This window comes from Simplicispira psychrophila DSM 11588 (genome assembly GCF_000688255.1).
GTDB classification, from domain to species: Bacteria; Pseudomonadota; Gammaproteobacteria; order Burkholderiales; family Burkholderiaceae_C; genus Simplicispira; species Simplicispira psychrophila.
In genome coordinates, this window is sequence record NZ_JHYS01000001.1 from 66,044 (window position 1) to 89,375 (window position 23,332).

At 63.7% G+C, this 23,332-nt stretch carries 16 protein-coding genes and 1 pseudogene; 10 read left to right on the forward strand and 7 right to left on the reverse strand.

Going from position 1 to position 23,332, the window contains the following annotated elements:
* Positions 1-174: 174 nt before the first annotated feature.
* Positions 175-1,659: an argininosuccinate lyase gene (gene argH / locus Q390_RS0100230; protein WP_027994252.1), complete on the reverse strand. Its 1,485-nt coding sequence runs from the start codon at positions 1,657-1,659 to the stop codon at positions 175-177.
* Between the two features lie 51 nt (positions 1,660-1,710).
* On the opposite strand from argH, the gene Q390_RS0100235 reads away from it, so the two are divergent.
* Both Q390_RS0100235 and Q390_RS0100240 read left to right on the forward strand, forming a co-directional pair.
* Positions 1,711-2,844 (forward strand): sensor histidine kinase, encoded by a 1,134-nt coding sequence (locus tag Q390_RS0100235; RefSeq protein ID WP_027994253.1) that lies wholly within the window; start codon positions 1,711-1,713, stop codon positions 2,842-2,844.
* The gene (locus Q390_RS0100240; protein WP_027994254.1) at positions 2,841-3,593 is read left to right on the forward strand and encodes a LytR/AlgR family response regulator transcription factor; all 753 of its coding nucleotides are present in this window, start codon (positions 2,841-2,843) and stop codon (positions 3,591-3,593) included. Before Q390_RS0100235 ends, Q390_RS0100240 begins: the two co-directional genes overlap by 4 nt.
* Before the next feature lie 211 nt (positions 3,594-3,804).
* Here the strand turns inward: Q390_RS0100240 and hisF are convergent, their stop codons facing one another.
* A complete protein-coding gene (hisF, locus tag Q390_RS0100245) occupies positions 3,805-4,605 on the reverse strand; it encodes an imidazole glycerol phosphate synthase subunit HisF (protein ID WP_027994255.1) in 801 nt (266 codons plus the stop codon).
* Positions 4,606-4,962: 357 nt separating this feature from the next.
* Between hisF and bcsB the strand changes: the two genes are divergently transcribed.
* From bcsB to bcsG, 8 genes are read left to right on the forward strand one after another with little or no spacing between them, the layout of a single operon-like run.
* Positions 4,963-7,239: a cellulose biosynthesis cyclic di-GMP-binding regulatory protein BcsB gene (gene bcsB, locus Q390_RS0100250; protein WP_245606827.1), complete on the forward strand. Its 2,277-nt coding sequence runs from the start codon at positions 4,963-4,965 to the stop codon at positions 7,237-7,239.
* On the forward strand, positions 7,232-8,437 hold the full coding sequence (gene bcsZ, locus Q390_RS0100255) for a cellulose synthase complex periplasmic endoglucanase BcsZ (RefSeq protein WP_084153696.1): 1,206 nt from the start codon (positions 7,232-7,234) through the stop codon (positions 8,435-8,437). The genes bcsB and bcsZ overlap by 8 nt, the downstream gene beginning before the upstream one ends.
* The gene (locus tag Q390_RS0100260) at positions 8,437-12,300 is read left to right on the forward strand and encodes a cellulose synthase subunit BcsC-related outer membrane protein (protein ID WP_156949781.1); all 3,864 of its coding nucleotides are present in this window, start codon (positions 8,437-8,439) and stop codon (positions 12,298-12,300) included. The genes bcsZ and Q390_RS0100260 overlap by 1 nt, the downstream gene beginning before the upstream one ends.
* 1 nt (position 12,301) lies before the next feature.
* A complete protein-coding gene (gene bcsE / locus Q390_RS18935) occupies positions 12,302-14,158 on the forward strand; it encodes a cellulose biosynthesis protein BcsE (protein ID WP_027994259.1) in 1,857 nt (618 codons plus the stop codon).
* Between the two features lie 9 nt (positions 14,159-14,167).
* Positions 14,168-14,326, forward strand: coding sequence for a hypothetical protein (locus Q390_RS19780; RefSeq protein ID WP_156949782.1), 159 nt, complete (start codon positions 14,168-14,170; stop codon positions 14,324-14,326).
* Positions 14,323-15,132: a cellulose biosynthesis protein BcsQ gene (gene bcsQ / locus Q390_RS0100275; RefSeq protein ID WP_027994260.1), complete on the forward strand. Its 810-nt coding sequence runs from the start codon at positions 14,323-14,325 to the stop codon at positions 15,130-15,132. Before Q390_RS19780 ends, bcsQ begins: the two co-directional genes overlap by 4 nt.
* Positions 15,129-17,600 (forward strand): UDP-forming cellulose synthase catalytic subunit, encoded by a 2,472-nt coding sequence (bcsA, locus tag Q390_RS17090; protein WP_051602953.1) that lies wholly within the window; start codon positions 15,129-15,131, stop codon positions 17,598-17,600. Before bcsQ ends, bcsA begins: the two co-directional genes overlap by 4 nt.
* Before the next feature lie 26 nt (positions 17,601-17,626).
* The gene (gene bcsG, locus Q390_RS0100285; protein ID WP_027994261.1) at positions 17,627-19,222 is read left to right on the forward strand and encodes a cellulose biosynthesis protein BcsG; all 1,596 of its coding nucleotides are present in this window, start codon (positions 17,627-17,629) and stop codon (positions 19,220-19,222) included.
* 22 nt (positions 19,223-19,244) lie between these two features.
* On the opposite strand, the gene hisA is transcribed toward bcsG, so the two are convergent.
* The 5 genes and pseudogenes from hisA to Q390_RS20600 form a co-directional block, all read right to left on the reverse strand.
* On the reverse strand, positions 19,245-19,985 hold the full coding sequence (gene hisA, locus Q390_RS0100290) for a 1-(5-phosphoribosyl)-5-[(5-phosphoribosylamino)methylideneamino]imidazole-4-carboxamide isomerase (RefSeq protein ID WP_027994262.1): 741 nt from the start codon (positions 19,983-19,985) through the stop codon (positions 19,245-19,247).
* Positions 19,986-20,102: 117 nt separating this feature from the next.
* Positions 20,103-20,789: an imidazole glycerol phosphate synthase subunit HisH gene (gene hisH, locus Q390_RS0100295; protein WP_027994263.1), complete on the reverse strand. Its 687-nt coding sequence runs from the start codon at positions 20,787-20,789 to the stop codon at positions 20,103-20,105.
* A gap of 52 nt (positions 20,790-20,841) precedes the next feature.
* Positions 20,842-21,465 (reverse strand): imidazoleglycerol-phosphate dehydratase HisB, encoded by a 624-nt coding sequence (gene hisB / locus Q390_RS0100300; protein ID WP_027994264.1) that lies wholly within the window; start codon positions 21,463-21,465, stop codon positions 20,842-20,844.
* Positions 21,462-22,568, reverse strand: a complete 1,107-nt coding sequence (gene hisC, locus Q390_RS0100305) for a histidinol-phosphate transaminase (protein ID WP_027994265.1) — start codon at positions 22,566-22,568, stop codon at positions 21,462-21,464. The genes hisB and hisC overlap by 4 nt, the downstream gene beginning before the upstream one ends.
* Before the next feature lie 517 nt (positions 22,569-23,085).
* A pseudogene (locus Q390_RS20600) lies at positions 23,086-23,295 on the reverse strand (hypothetical protein); the annotation flags it as partial.
* Between the last annotated feature and the right edge of the window lie 37 nt (positions 23,296-23,332).

Sequence of the window (23,332 nt, forward strand, 5' to 3'; positions counted from 1 at the left end):
AATCGCCTGCGTTGAACGCTGAATTAAAAGCTATGAGCGCATAGCCAATAAACAGCATCTCCACATCAAAAACAATAGCTACTAGCGCAATAGACATAAGCGCCTAAGGCAATTTTTACCCTTATTCTGGCGTGTAAGCGGCCTGCAGCCGACTCCCGCCGGCTGCTGTCGGCTTCAGCCCAGGCGCGCCTGGTGCCGCGCAATCTGCGCCCGTACCTGCGCTGGCGCGGTGCCGCCCAGCGTATTGCGCGCGTTCAGCGAGCCACGCAGGCTCAGCACTTCGTAGACGTCTTTTTCAATGTCGGGGTGAAATCCCTGCAGCACCGCCAGCGGCAGCTCGGACAAATCACAGGCGTGCGACTGCGCGGCTTTGACGGCGTGGGCCACCGTTTCGTGGGCGTCGCGGAACGGCAGGCCTTTTTTGACCAGGTAGTCAGCCAAGTCGGTGGCGGTGGCGTAGCCTTTTTTGGCCGCGTCCTCCATGGCCTGGGCATTGACGGTGATACCGCCTTCCTTGGCGCCGGTGGTTGGGTTGAGCTGACCACCAACCATTTCGGCAAAGATGCGCAGCGTGTCTTTCAGCGTGTCCACGGTGTCGAACAGCGGCTCTTTGTCTTCCTGGTTGTCTTTGTTGTAGGCCAGCGGCTGGCCCTTCATCAGCGTGATCAGGCCCATCAAATGGCCGACGACGCGGCCGGTTTTACCGCGCGCCAGCTCAGGCACGTCGGGGTTTTTCTTCTGCGGCATGATCGACGAGCCGGTGGTGAAGCGGTCGGCAATTTGGATGAAACCGAAGTTCTGGCTCATCCACACAATCAGCTCTTCGCTCAGGCGGCTGATGTGCACCATGCACAGGCTGGCGGCGGCGGTGAATTCAATCGCAAAGTCGCGGTCGCTGACGGCGTCCAGGCTGTTTTGGCAAACGCGTGCGTCGCCGTTGGCATCGACCATGCCCAGCGTGCGCGCCACGCGCTCGCGGTCCAGCGGGTAGGTGGTACCGGCCAACGCAGCGCTGCCCAGCGGCAACACGTTGACGCGCCGGCGCACGTCCTGCATCCGCTCAGCGTCGCGCGCAAACATTTCGACATAGGCCAACAGGTGGTGGCCAAAGCTGACCGGTTGCGCCACTTGCAGGTGGGTAAAGCCAGGCAGGATGACGTCGATGTTCTGCACGGCAGTCGCCACCAGCGCTTGTTGCAACTCGACCAGCAGGTTGGCAATCAGGTCGATTTCATCGCGCAGCCACAGGCGCACGTCGGTGGCGACTTGGTCGTTGCGGCTGCGGCCGGTGTGCAGGCGCTTGCCGGCATCGCCGACCAGTTGCGTCAGGCGCGCTTCGATATTCAGATGCACGTCTTCGAGGTCGAGCTTCCAGTCGAAGGCGCCGGAGGCGATCTCTTGCGCGATTTGCGCCATGCCCTTTTGGATGGCAGCGTGGTCGTCCGCGCCGATGATGTTTTGCGCGGCCAGCATGTCAGCGTGCGCCAGGCTGCCGGCAATGTCAGCCTGCCACAGGCGCTTGTCAAAAAACACGCTGGAGGTGTAGCGCTTGACCAAGTCGCTCATCGGCTCCGAGAAAAGCGCCGACCAGGCCTGCGCCTTGGTATCGAGCTGGTTGTGGGACGGCGACGCGCTGGGGCTGTGGGAGCTGGTAGACATGATGTGGCAATAATCCGATGGAACAGACACCCGGAACGCCCGGATGCCGCAATGCAAAACCCGCAAATTTTATCGACCCCGCCCCCTGAGCCGCAATCTGCGGCCGCAAGGCCCCGCGACCACGGCAAGGTACGGCGCACGCTGGTGTTTGACGCCTGCGAAGTCGGCGTGGTGCTGCGGGCGGTGCTGTTCGTGGAAACCGTGCTGGGCGTGGGTGCGATATATGGCGTTGACACGCTGCTGGATTGGCTGGCGCGGCTGTCGCTGTTCACTGGCGGCGCCCTGCCGGCCACGCTGGCTTGGCTGATTGCCGCCTGCAGCCTCAAGACGCTGTTGCAGCGCCTGAGCACCCGTGGCCAGTACGCTGCCGGCGTGGCGCTGGGGGCGCTGGCCGGCTTGTATGCCTGCGCTATGCTGGCGCTGGCCGGCGTGGTGGCGCACCCGCCCTGGCTGGCCAGCAGCGCCAGCGGCGCACTGCTGGCAGCGGCGCTGGTGGCCGCCCTGGTGCTGCGCGCCCGCGGCAGAACGCCCGCAGCCACCACGGCACGGCTGGTCGAGCTGCAGTCGCGCATCCGGCCGCATTTTTTGTTCAACACGCTCAACAGCGCCATCGCCCTGGTGCGCAACGATCCAGCCCAGGCCGAGTCGCTGCTGGAAGATTTAAGCGACCTGTTTCGCCACGCGCTGATCGAGCAGGGCGAGGCGGTGACGTTGGGCGAAGAAATTACGCTGGCCAAGCGCTACCTGCACATCGAGCAAGTGCGTTTTGGCACGCGCCTGCAAGTGCAATGGGACATCGACCCGCGTGCCGATGGTGCGCGCTTGCCGCCGCTGCTGCTACAGCCGCTGGTAGAGAACGCGGTCAAACACGGCGTCGAGCCCAGTGCGCACGGCGGCAAGTTGCGCGTGCAAACCCAGCAGCGCGGCAGCCGGGTGCTGGTGCGCATCACCAATACCCTGCCCGGTGACCCCCTGCGCGACGGCACTGCGCCGCAAGGCCACGGTATCGCGCTGGCCAATGTGCGCGCACGCTTGGCGCTGCTGCACGACGTGCAGGGCGAGTTCAGCGCCGGCGTGCAGGAGGGCCTCTACCAGGTGCGCATGGTCCTGCCCGCACCGCGCCCCGGCAACGGCCCGGCACCCTCTTCCACCACCCCGCGCCCCAGCACGCCGACGGCCCCATGAACATCCTGATCGTTGACGACGAAGCGCTGGCCCGCAGCCGCCTGCGCACCCTGCTGACCGAGGGCAGCGACAGCCCGCGCCACCATGTCGCCGAAGCCGCTACGGCGGCCGAAGCCCTGGACTGGCTGGCACCGACCAGCGGACGCGCCTGCGACTTGGCACTACTGGACATCCACATGCCCGGTCAGGACGGGCTGGCGCTGGCGCACCACTTGCGCACGCTGGCCTATCCACCGGCCATCGTATTTGTCACGGCGCACACCGACCATGCGCTGAGCGCTTTTGAGTTGGATGCTGTGGACTACCTCACCAAACCGGTACGGCGCGAGCGCCTGCAACAGGCGCTGGCCAAGGTACAGCGCGCCGCGCCCAGCGTTCTGGCGCTGCTGCCCGCCGCCACGCAGGCGAGCGGCGAGGCACTGCTGATCCAGGACCGGGGCCGCACCGAGCGCGTGCCGCTGGCCGAGGTGCTGTATTTCAAGGCGGAACAAAAGTACGTCACGGTGCGTACCGCCGCGCGCAGCTACATCCTGGACGGCACCCTGAACGATCTCGAAGCGCGCCACGCCGCTGATTTTTTGCGCATCCACCGCAACGCCTTGGTCGCCCGCCGCGCCGTGCGCGCGCTGGAAAAGCACTACGACCCTGAAGAAGGCGAAGGCTGGGCGGTGCGCCTGCACGGCCTGAGCGAGTTGCTGGCGGTGTCGCGCCGCCAAGTGGCCGCGGTGCGAGAGGAGATGGGGCGATGAGGGCTCACTCTCCGTAGACCCCAGCAAATCACTATTAAATCAATAGCTTCAAGCGCACGCAGTTAAAGGGCTAGAAGCCGTTTTGATCATATGTTGCAACATTTATGTCGCTGTTGGGGATTTGGGATTTGGGATTTGGGATTTGGGATTTGGGATTTGGGATTTGGGATTTGGGGATGTTGGGTTGAGTACAACCCAACCTACGAGGCCCTTACAAGCGCACTGGAATGCCGCGCGCGGCCATGTGTTGCTTGGCCTGCTGCACGGTGAATTCGCCGTAGTGGAAGATGCTGGCGGCCAGCACCGCGTCGGCGCCGCCGATCTGGATACCGTCGGCCAAGTGGTCCAGCGTACCGACGCCGCCCGAGGCGATCACTGGCACGCTGACGGCGTCACTGACGGCGCGGGTCAGCGCCAAGTCAAAACCGGACTTGGTGCCGTCGCGGTCCATGCTGGTGAGCAAAATTTCGCCCGCGCCGCGCTCTGCCATCTCGGTGGCCCAGGCGACGGCGTCCAGGCCGGTGTTTTTGCGCCCACCGTGGCTGTAGACATCCCAGCCGGCGCCTACGGGCTGGCCGTTGGCGCGTAGGCGCTGCGCGTCCTCGGCAGTGCGGCGCTTGGCATCAATGGCGACAACGATGCACTGCGCGCCGTACTTGGCTGACACGGCGTTGATGACTTCCGGGTGGGCCAGCGCGGCCGAGTTGAAGCTGGTCTTGTCGGCGCCGGCGTTGAGCAGACGGCGCACGTCGTCCACGGTGCGCACGCCGCCGCCGACGGTGAGCGGAATGAACACCTGGCTGGCCACGGCCTCGATGATGTGCAGGATCAAGTCGCGTCCGTCACTGGTGGCGGTGATATCGAGAAAGGTCAACTCATCGGCGCCCTGTTCGTTATAGCGCGCGGCAATTTCCACCGGGTCACCGGCATCGCGCAGTTCAACAAAATTAACGCCCTTGACGACGCGGCCACCGGTCACGTCAAGGCAGGGAATGATGCGTTTGGCAAGCATGGCGTGAAAACCGTCCTGTAGTCGAAGAAAAAGAGGGGCCAGTGCACAACACGGCCCCTGTGCGGCCGGCAAGATACCACGGCGCTGCTTTACAGGGGTGGACGGCCCAAGGGAGGGCCTCCAATCAAAAAACAACAATGCCTCCGAAATAATTTCAACCATCGTCAGCTAACGGCACCATGCAAAACTATCGATACACTTTGATGCAGCCATGAAAATTTGGATCCACATCCCCAGCCCGCACCCTTTTTGTGGTGGCGCAGGCATGTTTTCAGGCGCTCTCAAAGAAACTATTCAGTGATCACTCGTAATCAATCTGCTGCAGCGCCTTGGCTTGCAGTGCTCTTGGCGTGTGGCATGGCAGCGACACCGCTGGCCAGTGCCCAGGAAAAATCCACCCCAAGCAAAAGCACCCCGGTCCTCGCTGACACCAGCGCAGCGCCGCTGTCAGCACCTGCCGTGGAGACCGCAGCGCTGCTGCGACTGCGCCACTGGAAAAGCAGCTTCAAAAATCTGGGAGTGAGCAGTCCGCTAACCCTGCGCGGCATGGAGAGTGAGGGCAGTTTCAGCGTGGGCGTGCGGCGCGACGAGCTGGTCGAGTTCGCCCGGCTGCGCGTGACTTTCACACTGTCGCCGTCCTTGCTGCCCGCACTGTCGCACCTGAAGGTACTGCTCAACGATGAGTTGTTGCAGACCGTCGTGCTGAACAAGGATCAACTGGGCGTGCCACAGATGGTGGATCTGGAGATTGATCCGCGCTACTTCACCGACTACAACCGGTTTCGCTTTCAATTCATTGGCCATTACACGATGGAGTGCGAAACCCCGTCCCACACCAGCCTGTGGGCCAGCGTCAGCAACGAGAGCACCCTGGTGCTGTCGTTGCGCCAATTGCCCCAGCGCGACGACCTGGCCTTGCTGCCGGCGCCCTTTTTTGATCCGCGCGACAACCAGCCCTTACAGTTGGCCTTTGTCTATCCGAAACAGCCCAGCATGGCGGTACTCAAGGCCTCGGGCTCGGTGGCCAGCTGGATGGGCATGCTGGCCGACTACCGGGGCAACCACTTCTCGGTGTTTGAGGACCAGTTGCCACAGCGCCATGCCGTGGTGTTTGCCACCAACGACCAGCGCCCGGCGTTCCTGCACGACCTGCCCCCCATTACGCAGCCGACGCTGACCATGCTGGCCCACCCTACCGTACCCGGCGCCAAGTTGCTGCTGGTACTGGGCAAGGACGCCGCCCAACTGCAAATGGCGGCCGATGCGCTGGCGCTGGGCAAGGCGGCCCTGTCTGGCTCCAGCATGACCGTCACAGCGCTAAAATACCCACCGCCGACGCGTCCCTACGACGCCCCGCGCTGGCTTACCAGTGAGCGCCCGGTGCACCTGGCCGAATTGGTGCAAAACGCCTCTGCGCTGCAAGTACGCGGTGCGGCGCTGAACGACACCGTCAATATCGCCACCCGCATGGCGCCCGATCTGTTCACCTGGAACGCCAAAGGGGTGCCGCTGGATCTGAAGTACCGCCACACGCCCGGCAGTGATGCCGATCCCGGCACGCTGAATGTATCCATCAACAACCAGTTCATTCAAAGCTATCCGCTGGCATCGCGGGGCATGCAACCCAGTGGCAAAAACAAGGTATTGCTACCGCTGTTTGACGACAGCAATGTGCAAGCGCGCTCGAACCTGCAGATTCCTGCTTTCATGTTGGGCGGCGATAACCAGTTGCAGTTTTCCTTTGAAATTCCGCCCAATGACATGGGGCATTGCCGCTCGACGCAACCGAGCGAACGGGTGGCTACCATCGACCCGCAATCGACCATCGACCTGACCGGCTTTCACCACTATCTGGCCATGCCCAATCTGGCGGCCTATGCCAATAGCGGCTTTCCATTCACCCGCGTGCCCGATCTGGCGCAAACCTCCGTCATCTTGCCCAACCAGCCGACCATCGCCGACATCCAGGTGTTTTTGACCGCCATCAGCCGCATGAGTGCCTCAACCGGTTACCCCGGCACGCGCTTTCAGCTGCTGACGGCGGCACAAATCAAGCAGGCAGGCGACACCGACATTCTGCTCGTGGCGCAGGGCGATCGCGACGGACTGCTGGCGCAGTGGCAGCAGCATTTGCCAGCCCTGGTGGCGGCCGGCTCGCGCTCGGTGGCGTCGCTGGAGCGGACGATGGGCTCGTTCATCCAACTGTTTCAGCTGGAATCTGAAATCCAACTGTCGTCTTCTGGCGGGCGCACCACCCTGACAGGTGATGGCCCTTTAGCGGCCATCGTTGGATTTGAATCCCCCGTGCAAAAGGGACGCAGCGTGGTAGCCCTCACCGCCAGCGACAGCGCCGCCATGGCACTGGTGAGCAGCGGGCTGAGCGACTCGGGCAAGATCCAGCTCCTGCGCGGCGATCTGGGCCTGCTGCGCGGCGACGCCATCGAGAGCTTTCGCATCCACCCGGTGTATTACGTCGGCGATCTGCCGTGGTGGCAGTGGCTGTGGTTTCATTTACACAGCCACCCGCTGCTGCTCGCCTTGCTGGGCATTGGTGCGGGTTTATTGGTCACTTTTATCGTGTACGGCGCCCTGCGCGCCATGGCGGCACGCCGTCTGAGGGGGGATCATGGCTGATTTGCCACTGCGTCGAAAAATTCTACACACCGGCTTGTGCGCCCTGCTGCTGCCGCTGCACAGCGTGGCGGCACAAGCGCCGGCCAGCACAGCCGCCAGTACAGCGGTCACCACATCGGCCAGCGCATCGGTCAGCACAGCGCCAGGCACACCTGCCTGGCCAGCCTGGGAAATTTTTCGCACGCAATTCATGCAGGAAGGCGGACGCATTCTGTCAGGCGCCGAGGGCACGGGACAAACCTACTCCGAAGCACAGGCCTACGCCCTGTTTTTTGCCCTGGTGGCCAACGACCGCCCGGCCTTCGACAAAATTCTGGCGTGGACGGAAAACAACCTGTGTGCCGGCGACATGACAGCGCAGCTGCCCGCTTGGCTATGGGGCAAACGCGTGGATGGCAGCTGGGACGTGATGGACAGCAACCCGGCCTCGGACGCCGATGTGTGGATGGCTTACGCCCTGGGCGAAGCCGGGCGCCTATGGAACGAGCGGCGCTACCGCGCCTTGTCGAGCCTGCTGGCGGCGCGCATTTTGCGCGAAGAAACCGCCGACCTGCCCGGCCTGGGCCGCACTCTGTTGCCAGCGCCCAAAGGCTTTACCAAAGGCAAAAACCGCTGGCGCCTGAACCCCAGCTACATGCCGCTGCAAGTCATGCAATGGCTGGCCCAAACCCAGCCCCAACCCGAATGGCGTGCACTGGTGCACAGCTCACGCGACATCCTCATTGGTGCGTCCCCCAAAGGATTTACTCCGGACTGGACGCTGTACGACGCAAACAAGGGCTTTCTGCCGGACACCGAGGGGGCAGAAAAGGGCCAAGGGGGCTACAACGCCATTCGTGTGTATTTGTGGGCCGGTATGCTGCACCCCGACGCTCCCGATCGCCAGCGCGTACTGGATGCGCTGGCGCCGATGGCGCGCCTGGTCCGCGAACAGGGCCATCCGCCCGAAACCATTGACATCCTGAGCGGCAAAAGCAGCGGCGTGGCCGCCTCGGCGTTTTCTGCAGCCATGCTGCCCTTTTTGCAGGCCGAAAAAGAAAATACGGCCTTGCAGGAACAGCGCACGCGGATCGAAGCGCGCCCAATCCGCACGAACGCTTATTACGAACAGGCACTGGGGCTGTTTGGCATGGGCTGGGATGAAGGTTTTTACCAATTTTCTGCGGCGGGTCAGCTGCAGGTGCGGTGGCAGCGCTGATGAGTAACTCACCTCTGAAGGCCGCAGGCTGGAGCGTGCTGGCGGCCCTCTGCCTAGCCAGCGGGCCAGCGCAGATGCAAGTACAGGCTGCACCCGACGCCCAGACCCAGTTGTTGCGCGGCGCACAAATGTGGGCGACAAAAAATCGCACCGATCTGGCGCGCCAGCTGGTGCAGAAAATGCTGCTGGCCGACCCCTATTCGCCCATCGCTCTGGCCACCCTGGGGGATCTGGCACTGCGCGAAAACAAGACAGAAGAAGCGCAGCGCATCCTGACCACCCTGCGCACCAAACACCCAAAGAACCCACTCACGCAAGAGCTGGAGGTACTGGTGCGGGTGTATGGTCCCGAACGCGAAAAACTGGCGCAAATGCGCCTTATGGCGCGTGCGGGCCGCCAAGAGGAGGCCGTGCAAATGGCACGCGCGCTGTTTCCAGCCGGCCCACCGACGATTGGCAATCTGGCACTGGAATATTTTCAGATCATCGGCAGTGCCTCTGGCGACGAGGCGCAGGCACAGGCACAGGCACAGCTCAACCGGATCTATCAACAAACGGGCGAATCGCGCTACCAATTGGCCTTGCTGGACATGCAACTGGCGCAGGGTACGCGCGCGCAGACGCTGCTGGCGGCCATTGAAGCGCTGGCCGAACACACTGACGTGGACACCCCGGGGCTGCAGGCACTGTGGCGCCGGGCACTGGTTCAACAAGGCGACAACGCTGCCGGCTTACGCTCAGCGCAGCAGTTTTTGCGCCGTTTTCCAGGCGACACGGCCGTCGTCGAGCGATTGGCGGCCCTGCAGCAGACGCAAGAGCGCGGGCAGCAGCGGGCGCAAGAACCGGCCAATGGAGCGCGTAACGTGGCGCTGCAGACGCTGGATCAGAAAAACATGGCACTGGCCGAAGAAAAACTCCAAACGGTTTTGTCGCTGAACCAGCGCGATGCTGAAAGTATTGGCAACCTGGGACTGATGCGGCTGCGCCAAGGACAACATACCCAGGCACAGGAGCTGTTCGGCCAGGCCTTTGCCCTGTCAGGCGAACAAAAGTGGTCGGAACTGCAGGCCACCGCGCGCTTTTGGGGTTTGCTGCGCCAGGCAAATGTGGCGCTGGACAAGAACGAACTCGACACCGCCGTCAGCCTGGCGCGCAAGGCGCTGGCGCTGCAGCCAGACAACCCGGAAGCGCTGAGCACCCTGGCCGACATTCGCGCACTGCAAAACGCCCTGCCCGAGGCGCAAACGCTGTACGAACAAGCCCTGCAGCACGAAGCCGGCAACAGCGCGGCCCTTAAAGGCCTGGCCAGCGTGTATGCGCACAGCGGCCAACCAGACAAAGCGCTGGCACTGCTGGAGCAGGCCGCCGCCACCGACACCACGCTGGCCGGCACACTGGCTAGCACGCGTGCTGATCTGCTACAAGAGCAAGCCAAAGCCTTCCTGCAAGCGCAGCGCCCCGGCGCCGCACTGCGCGCGCTGGAAACTGCCGTGGCACTGGAACCCGATAACCCGTGGGCGCGCCACAGCCTGGCGCAACTGTATGTGCGCCTGGGTTTGCCACAGGAAGCCCACAGCGCCATGAACGAAGGCATCACCCTCACCCCCGAAGCGGCGCCCATGCGCTATGCGCGCGCCCTGATCCGCAGCGCGCTGGACGATAATGCCGGCGCACTGGCAGACATGCAACACATTGCACCCGCAGCGCGCAGTGAAGGGATGCAGGAACTGGTGCAGCGCGCCTCGGTAAACCAGCTGATAGCGCAGGCCACCAGCACCGCCACACCCGCCAGCACCACCGATGCCCACAACTTACTGCAGCGTGCCGAGGCACTGGCCCGCGACGATGCCAGCCTGCTGTACGCCGTGGCCAATGCCTGGTTCAAGCGCAACCAGCCGGCCGCTGGCGTAGCAGTATTTGACCGACTGCAACAACGCGCCGGGCCGTTGCCAGCGCCAGTGCAACTCGACTATGCGGCCTTGCTGCACCGCGCACAAGATGACGCTGCCGTAGAGGAGCGCCTGCCCCACTTGCTGACGCAACTGCAATGGAGCAGTGCGCAAGAAGCGCAGCTGCTGGCCCTGTATGGCAACCACCAGGAGCGCCTGATCGAGCGCCAGCGCGCCGCCGGGGGTACGCAACAAGCCGTGCAATTGGCACGCGCTCCGTTGCCGGACATTGACGCCCGCAGCGACGCCACCCAGACTGCGCAGCAGCGGGGCCGCGTGCAGGCACAGTTGTTGGCTGCAGCCGGCGAATACGCTGATGCCATCCCTTTGCTACAGGCGCTGGTAGCGCAGTTGCCCAACGACGCACCACTGCGCTTGGCGCTGGGTGATGCCCTATCACGCCAGAAGCGCAGCGAAGAAGCCATAGTCCAGGCGCGTTGGCTGGAGCAGCACCTGCCCACCACCGAGACCAACCAGCAGCTGGCCCTGCTGCGCCTGTGGCAGCGCATCGGACAGATGCAGCCAGCGCGGGCCTTGTTGCTGCAGTTGTTGCAATCGGCACCCGCTAATACCGACGTGCTGCTGCACGCCGCACGGCTGGAGCGTGCCGATCGCCACTATGCGCAGGCGGTGGCCCTGTTCCAGCGTGCCTGGACACAGGAAGCGAACAATGCCGTCGTCATGGTGGCGGCCCCAGTCCCGTCTCAGGCTCTGGCTCCGGCCAGCACCGACAGTGAAACTCTGGCCAAGATCACCACTGAAATCAACGCCATCGAAGCGCGCCGCCAAGTCTGGATCGAAGGCGGGCAGCAAACAATGCAAAAAAAGGCCACGGAAGGCATCTCCAGTCTGCATGGCTGGGAGCGGCCCCTGGTGGCCTGGATGCCCAGAGTTTATGACGGTCATTATTTCTTGCACGTTGACCAGGTACAACTGGACGCGGGCAAGCTACCGCAGAACAGGGACGATGCACGCAACTACGGCCAGGTAGCGGCGTGGCCCGGCAACGACTACCGCTCCGGTGGCGCACGCCAACGCAACTCGGCCACCAATGTCGGCTTTGGCTTTGTCGGCGACAAGGTGGAATGGGACATCGGCGTGACCGGCATTGGTTTTCCGGTGACCAATTGGGTGGGCGGCGTCTCCTACAGCGACAGCACCGAGGACATCAACTACCAGATGGCCCTGGCACGCCGGCCCCTCACTGGCAACCTGATGACCTACGCCGGAGCGAACGACCCCGTCACCGGTCAGGTCTGGGGCGGCGTGGTGGCCACCGGCGCATCAGGCCGGGTGTCTACCAATATCGGCCCCTACAGCACCTCGCTGAGTGCCAGCTATGCCCTGCTCACCGGCCAGAACGTACGCAACAACACGCGCCTGCAGGTGCGCTGGGCGGCAGACCGCGATGTCTGGCAGTCGCGCCACAGCAACATCAACGTGTCGCTGGCGCTGTCGGCCTGGCGCTATGGCCACGACTTGTCGGAGTTCAGCTGGGGGCATGGCGGCTACTACAGCCCGCGGAACTACGTGTCACTGGCGCTGCCCGTGGAGTGGAGCGGTCGCAAGGGCGACTTGACGTGGCTATTGCGCGGCGCCGTGTCGGTGTCGCGCAGCTCCAGCGCGGCGTCCAATTTTTTTCCAGACCATTCGGCACTGCAAGCACAGGCCAGCAATCTGGGGGATCAGCCGGTGTATGCTGGCAGCCGCAGCACCGGTTTTGGCCGCTCCTTGCGCGGTGCCGTCGAATACGACCTATCGCGGCAATTGACGATGGGTGCACAGCTCGACATAGACCGATCGGCCTATTACGCGCCCACCAACCTGTTGCTCTACGTCCGCTACAGTTTTGACCCGGTACTGGCGCCCTCAGGAAATCGCCCGCGCCCGGTGCAAACCTATTCCAGTTTCTGAGATGCCTGCTTCTCACCCAGAGCGACTGCCCCACAAACCTGGGCCCCGACTGGATTTTTTCAGCCTGCTGCGCGCCCTCGCCAGCAGTGGGCGCCACTTCTTGGCACGACCCGCCCGCCCGGTGCAGCCCATCGGGCTGGGTGTAGGTGCGTTGCCCGACGGGATGGAGCAACTGCCGCGCGGCGCCCCTGTAGCACTGGTGGCACGCGACGCACGCAGTGCAGCGCTGTGGTTCCCGGCCCTGCTGGCCGATGCAGTGTCTGCCACCAGCGTGTTTCTACTCGCACCCACCCAGAAGTGGGCTGACCGCCTGCTGACCCATGCGGCGCTGCACAGTGCCCATGCGCAAGGACAGCTGGTGATATGGACCGTGGCGCCCGACCTGCAGCAGCAGTTGCGCACACAGGGGCTGCGTCCCTTGATCGCAGAACTGGAAGTCGTCGGCCTGCACACCCACCACGCCTTGTATGTCATGGAGGCGCAGCCCCTGTTCATCGGCCTGGACTTGGTGTCTTTGCAGCGCGTGGGCGAACAGCTGCGCGTATGGTGTCTGGGGCGCCAACAGCCGGTCGTATTGGGCTTTGCCCCACCACCGGATGCAGGCCCAGATGTCGCAGTGGCAAACCACACCGATGTCCTGCCAATGCTGCGAGGGCTGTGCAACATGACCTTGCACATCGCCACGCTCAGCACCACTACAGAACACACCGCCCTGCACTTTGAGCGCTGGAACAGCGACAGCGGCGCTGTCTTTCAGACCGGTTTTGGCCTCACGCTGGACCCACAGACACAGCAGCTGTGCTATGACGGCAGCCGCACCGAGGGCCAAGGCCAGACCTTGATAGAAGCGTCCGACCAGCGCGCCGTGATTGCTACCCGTGCCGCCGTGGCCCAGCAGCATGGCGTACCGCAGCACTGGCACCTCGTCGATACGCTGGACAATGTGGCTGCGGCGGCAGCGCAAAGCGTGGGCGCCACTGTGCTGCTGGACGCGGGCAACAGCAACGAATTTGAAGAGCGCGCGCGCCTGGTGCACCAGTTGCGCCTGACGCGCCCGTCCACCCTGAAAATCGTGGTGCGAGAGAACGCCGGCAAGCTGCGCTCGCACAGCGAGCAAGCCCTGCTGCAACTGGGCGCCAACGCCGTTTTCTACCGCGAACAGGGGTTTTCGCGCCTGCTGCAATTGCTGCAGGATATCCGCCATCAAAGCTATATACGCCCGGTCAACCCCGATTACCAACAGGCGCTGGATGCCTTCATGCCCGTGCCAACACGGGGCTATCAGCCAGCACCCGAATTTTCACGCCTGGTGCGCGACATGCTGGCGCGCACGCAAGACATCGGCCTGGGCCACAGCATGGTGCGTCTGGACATAGCGCCGCACATCCCGCACATCATCGCTTTGCACGCCTGCAAAATGTCGCGCGACGGCGATCTGGCCACGGCCAGCCACAGCGCCATATATGTGTTTTTGTTTGCCTGCCGCGAACCCGACATCGAATCTGCGCTCCAGCGCCTGTTTGATGTGCCGGTGGCGCAACTCTTTACCGCCCAGAGTACCGACTGCTCTGGCACCGGGATGATCGCCCTGCTCGAAGGCCTGGACAACGCTGCCCGCCAGGGCTTGCCCGACTACAGCAGCCTGCTCCAGCCGCCTGCGTCGGCAATACCAGCCGTGCCTGTCGCCCCTACTGCAACCCCTACGCTCCAGTCGTCTGCCGCTGCCATGGCATCCACATTGCCGCTGACTGCGCCCCCCTCCGAGCAGGCCGCACTGCCAGCCGCACGGCATGCAGAGCGTCCCAGCCTGCGCACCAAGCCCATTGGCCAGCGCTGCTGGAATCACCCTGCCCCCTGAAAGCACGCCATGACTTTGCTCACCCTGTTCGCTTATGTCGCCATCGGTGCCGTGCTGGCCTGGGCGTGCGTCACCCTGCTGCAACGCACGCGCCGAAGCGACCTGCGCTGCATCACGCCTTATGTGCCTGCCAAGCAGCGCAACGCCGTACCCCGGTCAAAACCATGACCGCCACCCCGGTTCGCCCCATTGCCCTTGTCTCGCCCCTGGGCGGCACCGGCTGCACGACCCTGACGGCGCACTTGGCCACGCTCTTGGCGACACGCAACCAGCCATGCCTGGCGATTGATTTGTGTGCGCAAAACATGCTCGGGCGGCACTTGGGCATGCAGCAGTCGGCGAAGTCAGGATGGGCCACGCTGGCCGCAGAACACCAGTGGTGGGGACAGGCAGCACTGAGCAACTCGGACGGTGTCGATCTGCTGCCCTTTGGCGCAGCCAGCACGCCGGCGATGGACACTTTGCAACGTGAATGGGCGCTGACCCCCGAGTGGCTGCGCCATCAGCTCGACGCCCTGGAAGTGCCAGCGGGTAGCGCTATTTTTCTCGATACTCCGCCCTGGCCGGCGCCGCTGGCACTCCAGGCGCTGACCGCCGCCCGCATCGTACTGATCGTGCTGGAGGCTTCTGCACGGGCCTGCCATGCACAACCCCTGGTGACACAGGTGCTGGCGTGGGCGCCTCCCGATGCACACTGCGCCATCACCATCAACCGCGTTGATCCGCGCCGTGCTTCGCAACGCCGCGCCCTGGAGACGCTGCGTACGCAATGGGGCACTTTGCTGCTGCCGTACGTGGTGCATGAGGATGAAAATATCGCCCAGGCATGCGAATATGCCACCAGCGTCTGCACCCGAACACCACACACGCAGTCCTCCCACGATCTGCAAGGTATTGGCCAGTGGCTGCTGGATCACCTCGCTGCTGCAGCGACGGCAGATCCGCGCACCACACCGTTGCCGCAACCTCTATGACGCCAGCGCCCCGACTGACACCGGCCAGCCTGGCGCGCCGCCTTCAAGAGTGGCTGGCCAGCCTGCTGGAAGTCCCCAGCAGCGCCCCGGTGTGGCTGTGGCTGTGGCGCCTGCTGGTACGCCCGGCCAACCCAGGCGTCGGTTTTTTTGCCAGTCTTGCAGCAGGCGCCTTACGCCTGCTGGGCGCTCTGGGGTGGGCGTTGGGCGGGCTCTTCAAAGTGGCGGGAACGCTGCTGTATGTCGCTGCCTGGCCGATTCGCCTAGCCATGCACGCACTGGACCGGCTGGCGCTGCACATCAACGTCGAAACATCCGGCCGCCTGGCCGATCGCTACCTGTCGCCGGTTTTGGCCTTGCCTGGGGCCCGATGGATAGCCGTGTGCATCGGCTCAGTGGCCGCCATCATCGTCATGACCACGCCATTCAACTGGTTTGGTCAGGCCTTGTTCCTGGTGCTAGGGTGGGCGCTGGCCATGGTGCTGCGCCGCCTGCCCGGACGCTACCCGACGCTGATGCTGGCCACCCTGAGCCTGCTGGCCATGGGCCGCTATGCCTGGTGGCGCCTGACCTTCTCGCTGGAATTTGACTCACCGATAGAGTACGCCCTGGGCTGTGGCCTGCTGCTGGCCGAGGCCTACACCTGGCTGGTGGTGGTTTTTGGCTTTATCCAGACCGCCTGGCCGCTGCAACGCCCGGCTGCGGCACTGGTCGGTGTACCCCACGACTGGCCCAGCGTGGACGTTTTCATCCCCACCTACAACGAGCCCCTGAGCGTGGTGCGCGCCACCGTGCTGGCCGCGCTGGCGCTGGACTGGCCAGCGGACAAACTCAACATCTTCATTCTGGACGACGGCAAGCGTGAAGAATTTCGCGAATTTGCCGAGTCGGTCGGGGTCAGGCATATCACGCGCAGCGACAACCGGCACGCCAAGGCCGGCAACCTGAACCACGCTCTGGGCATAACCCACAGCGAACTGGTGGCCATCTTTGACTGCGACCACATCCCGACACACTCCTTTCTGACCAGCGCTGTCGGCTGGTTTCAGCGTGACCCGAAGTGCGCCATGCTGCAGACGCCGCACCATTTTTTCTCACCCGATCCGTTTGAGCGCAATCTGGGTACCTTCCGGCGCGTGCCCAACGAGGGCGCGCTGTTCTACGGTCTGATCCAGGACGGTAACGACTTCTGGAATGCCACCTTCTTTTGCGGCTCGTGCGCCGTGATCCGGCGTGGCCCGCTGATGGAAGTCGGCGGCATTGCCGTCGAAACCGTGACGGAAGACGCCCACACCGCCCTCAAACTGCACCGCCGGGGCTACAACACGGCCTATATCAACCGCACCCTGGCCGCCGGTCTGGCCACCGAAAGCCTGTCCGCGCATGTCGGCCAGCGCATTCGCTGGGCGCGCGGCATGGCGCAAATCTTCCGCACCGACAACCCCTTTCTGGGCCCCGGCCTGAGCCTGTGGCAGCGCATTTGCTACACCAACGCCATGCTGCATTTCTTCTTTGGCCTGCCGCGCCTGGTATTCCTCACCGCGCCGATGACCTTCCTGTTTTTCGAATGGCACATCATCAACGCCGGCGCCCTCATGATTGCCCTGTATGTGCTGCCCTACATCCTGCAATCGAACATCGCCAACGCGCATGTGCAGGGTAAATACCGCCACACCTTCTGGGCGGAGGTATATGAAACTGTGCTCGCCTGGTACGTGGCCTGGCCGACCACGGTGGCGCTCATCAACCCACGCATTGGTACGTTCAACGTCACCGCCAAAGGCGGTCTGGTCGCCGATCCGTATTTCGACTGGAGCATCTCGCGCCCCTACACGCTTTTGGTGCTACTGAATTTTTTGGCTTTTGGCATGGGTCTGGGACGTTTGTTTTTCTGGAACACGCACGAAACAGCCACCGTTTTTCTCAACCTGCTGTGGACGGCTTACAGCATTTTGATACTGGGCGCCGCCTTGGGCGTGTCCTCCGAATCGCGCCAGGTGCGGCGTATGCACCGTGTCAGCACGCGCTTGCCAGCCACCTTGTTTCTGGAGGATGGCCAAGTGCTGCGCGCCGAATGTGTGGACTTCTCCATGACCGGCGTGGGTCTGCAACTGGCCCCCGGTGCCCCGCTCGTGGCGGGGCAGAAAGTCCATGTGGGGTTGTGGCGTGGCCCCACGGAGTGCACCTTTCCCGCCAGCGTGGCGTTGCAACGCAATAGCGGCGAAGTGGGCTTGCAGTTTGATGCACTGAGTAAAAATCAGCAAATCGACCTGGTGCAATGCACCTTTGCGCGCTCAGACGTCTGGAAGAACTGGAGCGACAGCCACGACGAGGACCGCCCGCTGCACGGCCTGCAGGAAATCGCCCAGCTGGGTGTGCGCGGCTACCGCACTTTCTGGCTAACCTTGCACGACGACCTGCGCCAATTCGTGGAGCGCTTCATCAAGCGCTCCCGCCCCCGTGTCCGTTAAGCCGCTACCCCGCCAAACCGCGCCACATGCACTACTGGAATCTGTATTTTCTGCTCAAGGTCGCGCTTTTCTATCGCGGCTACACCGGCTTTCACTGGGAACTGAACCTGGCCCTGGGCGTCGCCCTGGCCTGGCCCCTGCCCCAGGGCCATTGGCGGCGGCTGCGCAACGTGCTGGCCTGGCCTGCGGCGCTGGCACTGCTCTACCACGACTCCTACTTGCCGCCACCGGCGCGCGTGCTCTCGCAAGCCCAGGCCCTGCTGGGCTTTAGTGCCGACTACTGGCTGGAGTTGCTGCAACGCCTCTTCAGTCCCACGCTGGCACTGGCCCTGGTCGTCATCGCCCTCGCCTATGCCCTCCTGGCGCAGCGCATCCGCTTTGCCACACTGGCCCTGGCCGGCATTTTGAGCGTACCCTTGGTGGCCCTCCTGCCCTCCAACCCGGCCAACACCCTTGCCGGCGTCGGCGACGCCAGCGCCACCACCGCCGCCGACGGCCCGCCCGCCACCCCGGACGCACTGCTGCAGGCCTTTTATACCGAGCAAAGCCAGTTGCGCCTGCAACTGCAGACCGACGCCAACGCAGCACCGCCGTTTGACATCATCGTGCTGCATGTGTGCTCGCTGTCCTGGGACGATATGGAGTTTGTCGGACTGCACAACCCGGCTTTGCTGGCGCGCTTTGACGTGGTGTTTAGCAACTTCAACAGCGCCGCCAGTTACAGCGGCCCGGCCTCGCTGCGGGTGCTGCACGGCACCTGTGGACAGCAGCCCCACAACCAAATTTACGCCGGCGAAGACGCCGCCTGCTACGCCTTTCCGAGCCTGGAAAAACTGGGCTACCAGACCCAAGCCCTGCTCAACCACGATGGTTTATATGAAGATTTTGCCGCGACGCTGGAGAAAAAAGGCGGTCTGGCGGGCAAATTGCTACCCAACCAGAGTGCGACGGTGCACATGCAAAATTTTGATGGTTCACCGATCTACAACGACTACGCCCTGCTATCACAGTGGTGGAAACAACGTCTGGCACAAGGCGATGCGCCAGTGGCGCTGTACTACAACACTATTTCACTGCACGATGGCAACCGCGTCCCAGGCATGACCTCGCGCAGAAGCCTGGATACCTACAAGCCGCGCTTGGCGCAATTGCTGGCAGATTTCGACCAATTCATCACCGATCTGGAAAAAGCGCAGCGCCCGGTGGTGTTGGTGCTGGTGCCCGAGCATGGCGCCGCCTTGAGCGGCGACAAGATGCAAATTTCCGGTATGCGCGAAATCCCTAACCCGCACATCACGCTGGTGCCCACGGCGGTCAAACTGATCGGTCTGAAAACGCCCTCCCCAGCCGAAGGCGCCGTCTCCCCTACCAGGGGCACGGCCGGCGTGCCCTTGGTGGTGGATGCGCCCATGAGCTACCTGGGTCTGTTTGCGCTGCTGGGCGACTGGCTGGCAGACAGCCCCTACGCCGCCCAGCCCCGGCAAACCCTGGCCGAGCGCGTGGAAAAATTGCCAGGTACCCGCTTCGTGGCAGAAAACGCCGACGTCATCACGATGCGCAACGACGCCGGTCAATACATGCTGAAATCCGGCAACGATCCCTGGATCAGATACACGCCCTGATAGCGGCGCCGCTGTGCAGGTGTCAGCCGTTCAGGGCATCGGCACGCGCCTGCGCTGCGGCAAAATCGAGGTCGCCGGAGTAAATGGCGCGACCGCAAATGACCCCTTGCACGCCTTCCTCCTGCACCGCGCACAGCTGCTCGATATCGCCCATGCTACCCAGGCCGCCCGAGGCAATCACCGGAATGGTCAGCGCCTGCGCCAGCTTGACGGTGGCCTCGATGTTGATGCCCGAGAGCATGCCGTCGCGGCCGATGTCGGTGTAGATGATGGACTCGACGCCCCAGTCTTGGAATTTTTTGCCCAGGTCGGCCACTTCATGGCCAGTGAGCTTGCTCCAGCCGTCGGTGGCGACTTTGCCATCTTTGGCATCGAGGCCGACGATGATGTGGCCACCAAAAGCCGTGCAGGCGTCTTTCAGAAAGCCGGGATTCTTCACGGCCGCAGTGCCGATGATGACGTAGCGCAGGCCACCATCGATGTATTTTTCAATCGTGTCCAAGTCGCGGATACCGCCGCCCAATTGCACCGGAATGTCCTCGCCGACTTCTTTCAGGATGGCCTTGATGGCGGCAAAATTCTTTGGTTTACCGGCAAAGGCGCCATTCAAATCGACCAGATGCAGGCGCCGCGCGCCGGCGTTGACCCAGCGGCGCGCCATGGCGGCGGGGTCTTCGCCAAAGGTGGTGGATTGCTCCATATCGCCTTGTTTCAGGCGTACGCAGTGACCGTCCTTGAGATCGATGGCAGGAATAAGCAGCATGGTGGTGTAGAAAAAAAGAGGCTTGGATGGCTACCGCCCGAGCAGCCGAGGCGAGACACAGGGGACAGAATGTTTTAACGGCGGGCTGCTCCCAGCGCAAGCCCAAAAGGTAAGTGCCTACGGCTTCCAGTGCAGAAAGTTGCGATAAAGCATCAAACCTTGGGCCGCGCTTTTTTCTGGGTGGAATTGCGTGGCAAAAATGTTGTCTTTGGCAACGGCTGCCGCAAACGGGCCACCGTAGTCGGCTTCGCCGGCGCAATGCAGCGCGTCCAGCGGGCGGGCGTAGTAGCTATGGACAAAATAGAAGTAGCTGCTGTCGGGCACGCCGGCCCACACCGGGTGCACGGCGCCGCCCTGCGGCCCCTGTGGCCTTTGGCGCACCTGGTTCCAGCCCATTTGCGGCACCTTGTAGCGACTGCCGTCGGCCTGGGTGCGATCACCCAAGTCAAATTTGCGCACTTCGCCCGGGATCAGGCCCAAACAGGCCGTGCCACCGTCCGGCCCTTCGGCACTGTGGTCCAGCAGCATCTGCATACCGACGCAGACACCAAACAGCGGCTTGCTGGCCGCTGCTTCGAGCACCGAGGCCTGCAGCCCCGAGGCCTGCAGCTCAGCCATGCAGTCGGGCATGGCGCCCTGGCCGGGCAGCACGATGCGGCTGGCGGCGCGCACCTCTTCAGGGTGCGAAGTGACCAGTACCTGCCAGGCCGTCCCTTGCGCCGCCACCTGCATCGCCTGCGACACCGAGCGCAAATTGCCCATGCCGTAGTCCACAATCGCCACGGTATTTACTCTGTTATTCATAGCTACTACCGCATATCCAGTAAGGGTTTGAGGCCATTTTTACCTAAAAATATCAAAGCGACCCTTTGGTCGATGGAATAGTGCCGGCGGCACGGGCGTCGCGCTCGACCGCACAGCGCAGCGCGCGCGCAAAGGCCTTGAACGCGGTCTCGCACTGGTGGTGCGCGTTGACGCCGCGCAGGTTGTCGATGTGCAGCGTGGCACCGGCGTGGTTGGCAAAACCCTGAAAGAATTCGTGCGCCAGCTGGGTGTCGAACTGGCCGATCATGCCGCTGGTGAACGGGATGTTTTGCACCAGACCGGGGCGACCCGACAGGTCAATCACCACGCGCGTCAGCGCCTCGTCCAGCGGCACATAGGCGTGGCCGTAGCGGCGCAGGCCCTTTTTGTCGCCGACGGCGCGGGCCACGGCCTGGCCGAAGGTGATGCCGACGTCTTCCACCGTGTGGTGGCCGTCGATGTGCAGGTCGCCGTCGGCGTCCACTTCCAGGTCGATCAGGCCGTGGCGGGCGATCTGCTCCAGCATGTGGTCAAAGAAACCGATGCCGGTGCGCAGATTGGATTGGCCGGTCCCGTCCAGGTTGATGCGTACGCTGATGCGCGTCTCGGCGGTGTTGCGGCTGACTTCAGCGATGCGGTCGGTGGCAGAAGAGGGAACGAGGGCAGAAGAGGTCATAGGGATGCCTGAAGTGCGGCCAACATACGCGCGTTGTCAGCGGCGCTGCCAACGGTGAGTCGCAGGCAGTTGGCCAGGGTGGAATGCATTGTAGAAACGTTCTTGATCAGCACTTTGCGCTCCTTCATGCCGGCATAGGTGCGGGCCGCGTCGGGCACGCGCACCAGCACCATGTTGGCTTCGCTGTCCCAGCATTTCTCAATGCCGGGTAGGGCACGCAGAGCGGCGATCAAGGCGCTGCGCTGGGCGCGCAGCTCGGCCGCTTGGCCGGCAAACACCTCGGTGTGCTCCAGCGCAAACAGCGCCGCTTCCGAGTTGAGCACGCTGATGTTGTACGGCGGGCGCACTTTGTCGATTTCACCCACCAGCGCCGTTGGGCCCATCAAATAACCCAGGCGCACGCCAGCCAAGCCAAACTTGCTCAGCGTGCGCATCAGCAGCACATGCTGGTTGCGCTGCGGCTCGGCACGGATGCGATCCAGCCAGGTGCGGCTGGCAAACGGTTGATAGGCCTCGTCGATGGCGACGATGCCCCCCTGCGCGCCCACGGCGTCGATGATGCGCTGCACCACTGCCTCGTCCCACAGCGTGGCGGTGGGGTTGTTCGGGTAAGCGATGTAGGTGATGGCTGGGCGGTGCTCGGCGATCGCGGCCAGCATCGCAGCTTCGTCCAACTCGAAATCAGCCGTCAACGGCACGCCGACAAAACCCAGCCCTTGCAGCTGCGCGCTCATGGCGTACATGACAAAGCCCGGCACAGGCGCCAGCACTTTCGCGCCCGGCTGGGCACAAGCCAGCGCCAGCAGGCTGATCAACTCGTCCGAGCCATTGCCCAGCACCACGCTACAACCGGCGGGCAAATCCACGTAGCTGGCCAGCACCTGCTGCAGCTGGGCCGTGCCGTCGCCGGGGTAGCGGTTCAGCGCCAAAGCGCCCAGGCGCTGACCCAATTCGGCCTGCAGCGCCGGCGGCAGGCTAAACGGGTTTTCCATGGCGTCCATCTTCAGCAGGCCATCGGAGTTTTGCACCACATAGGCGTGCATGGCGCGCACGTCAGGGCGGATGCGTTGCAGCGCTAAGGAATGGGAGATTTCAGAGGTCATTCAGCGATCACTCGGTCAAAACAAAATGGAATGTTCGTGGCGCAGCAGGCGTTCAAGCGGCAAATTGCAGGCTGGCCGGGTGGGCCACCTGCACGCCACCGTACTGCGCGCCGCCGGGCAGGTGCAGCGACAGCAGCGCCGCACAACCGCTGTGCTGCGCCGCTGCCAGCGCCAGGCAGTCGCCCCAGGCCAATGGGTGGCGGGCTTGCAGCGCCCAGGCGGTTTCCAGCGTGGCAGCGTCGATTTGCCAGGGCGTCCAGCTGTTGTAGCGGCGGATGGCGGCGCGCGCATCGCCCTGCGGCATGGCGCACTGGGCGCGGCCGGTGACGGCTGCGTAGAACGCGGTGAGGCCCTGGGTGCTGACGCGGCCAGTGCGCTCGCGCCAGAGGTGATCGAGACAGTCCAGGGTTTGCACGTGCCAGTGGCCCGCCGACGTGTCCTCGGCCAGCACCAGCACGCCGGTATCGACAAACACCGTGACATCGCGCGGCAGTGGCTCGGCGGCGGCGACTGCCACGGCGGGCGCTGCGGTGGCGGCAACTTCGGCGCGCCAGTTGCGCTCGTCGGTGCGCCAGGCCAGATAGGCGCGCTCGTAAGCATCTTCGCGGCGCTGCATCTCGGCCATGAAGTCACCCACCATGCGCGAGACACTGGCGCCGCGCCGCGCCGCCTCGATGCGCGCCCATTCCAGCACGCTGTCGTCCACGGTGATGGTGAGATTCTTCATGGCATTGATGCTACACGAATTTCGTGTAGCACGAGTT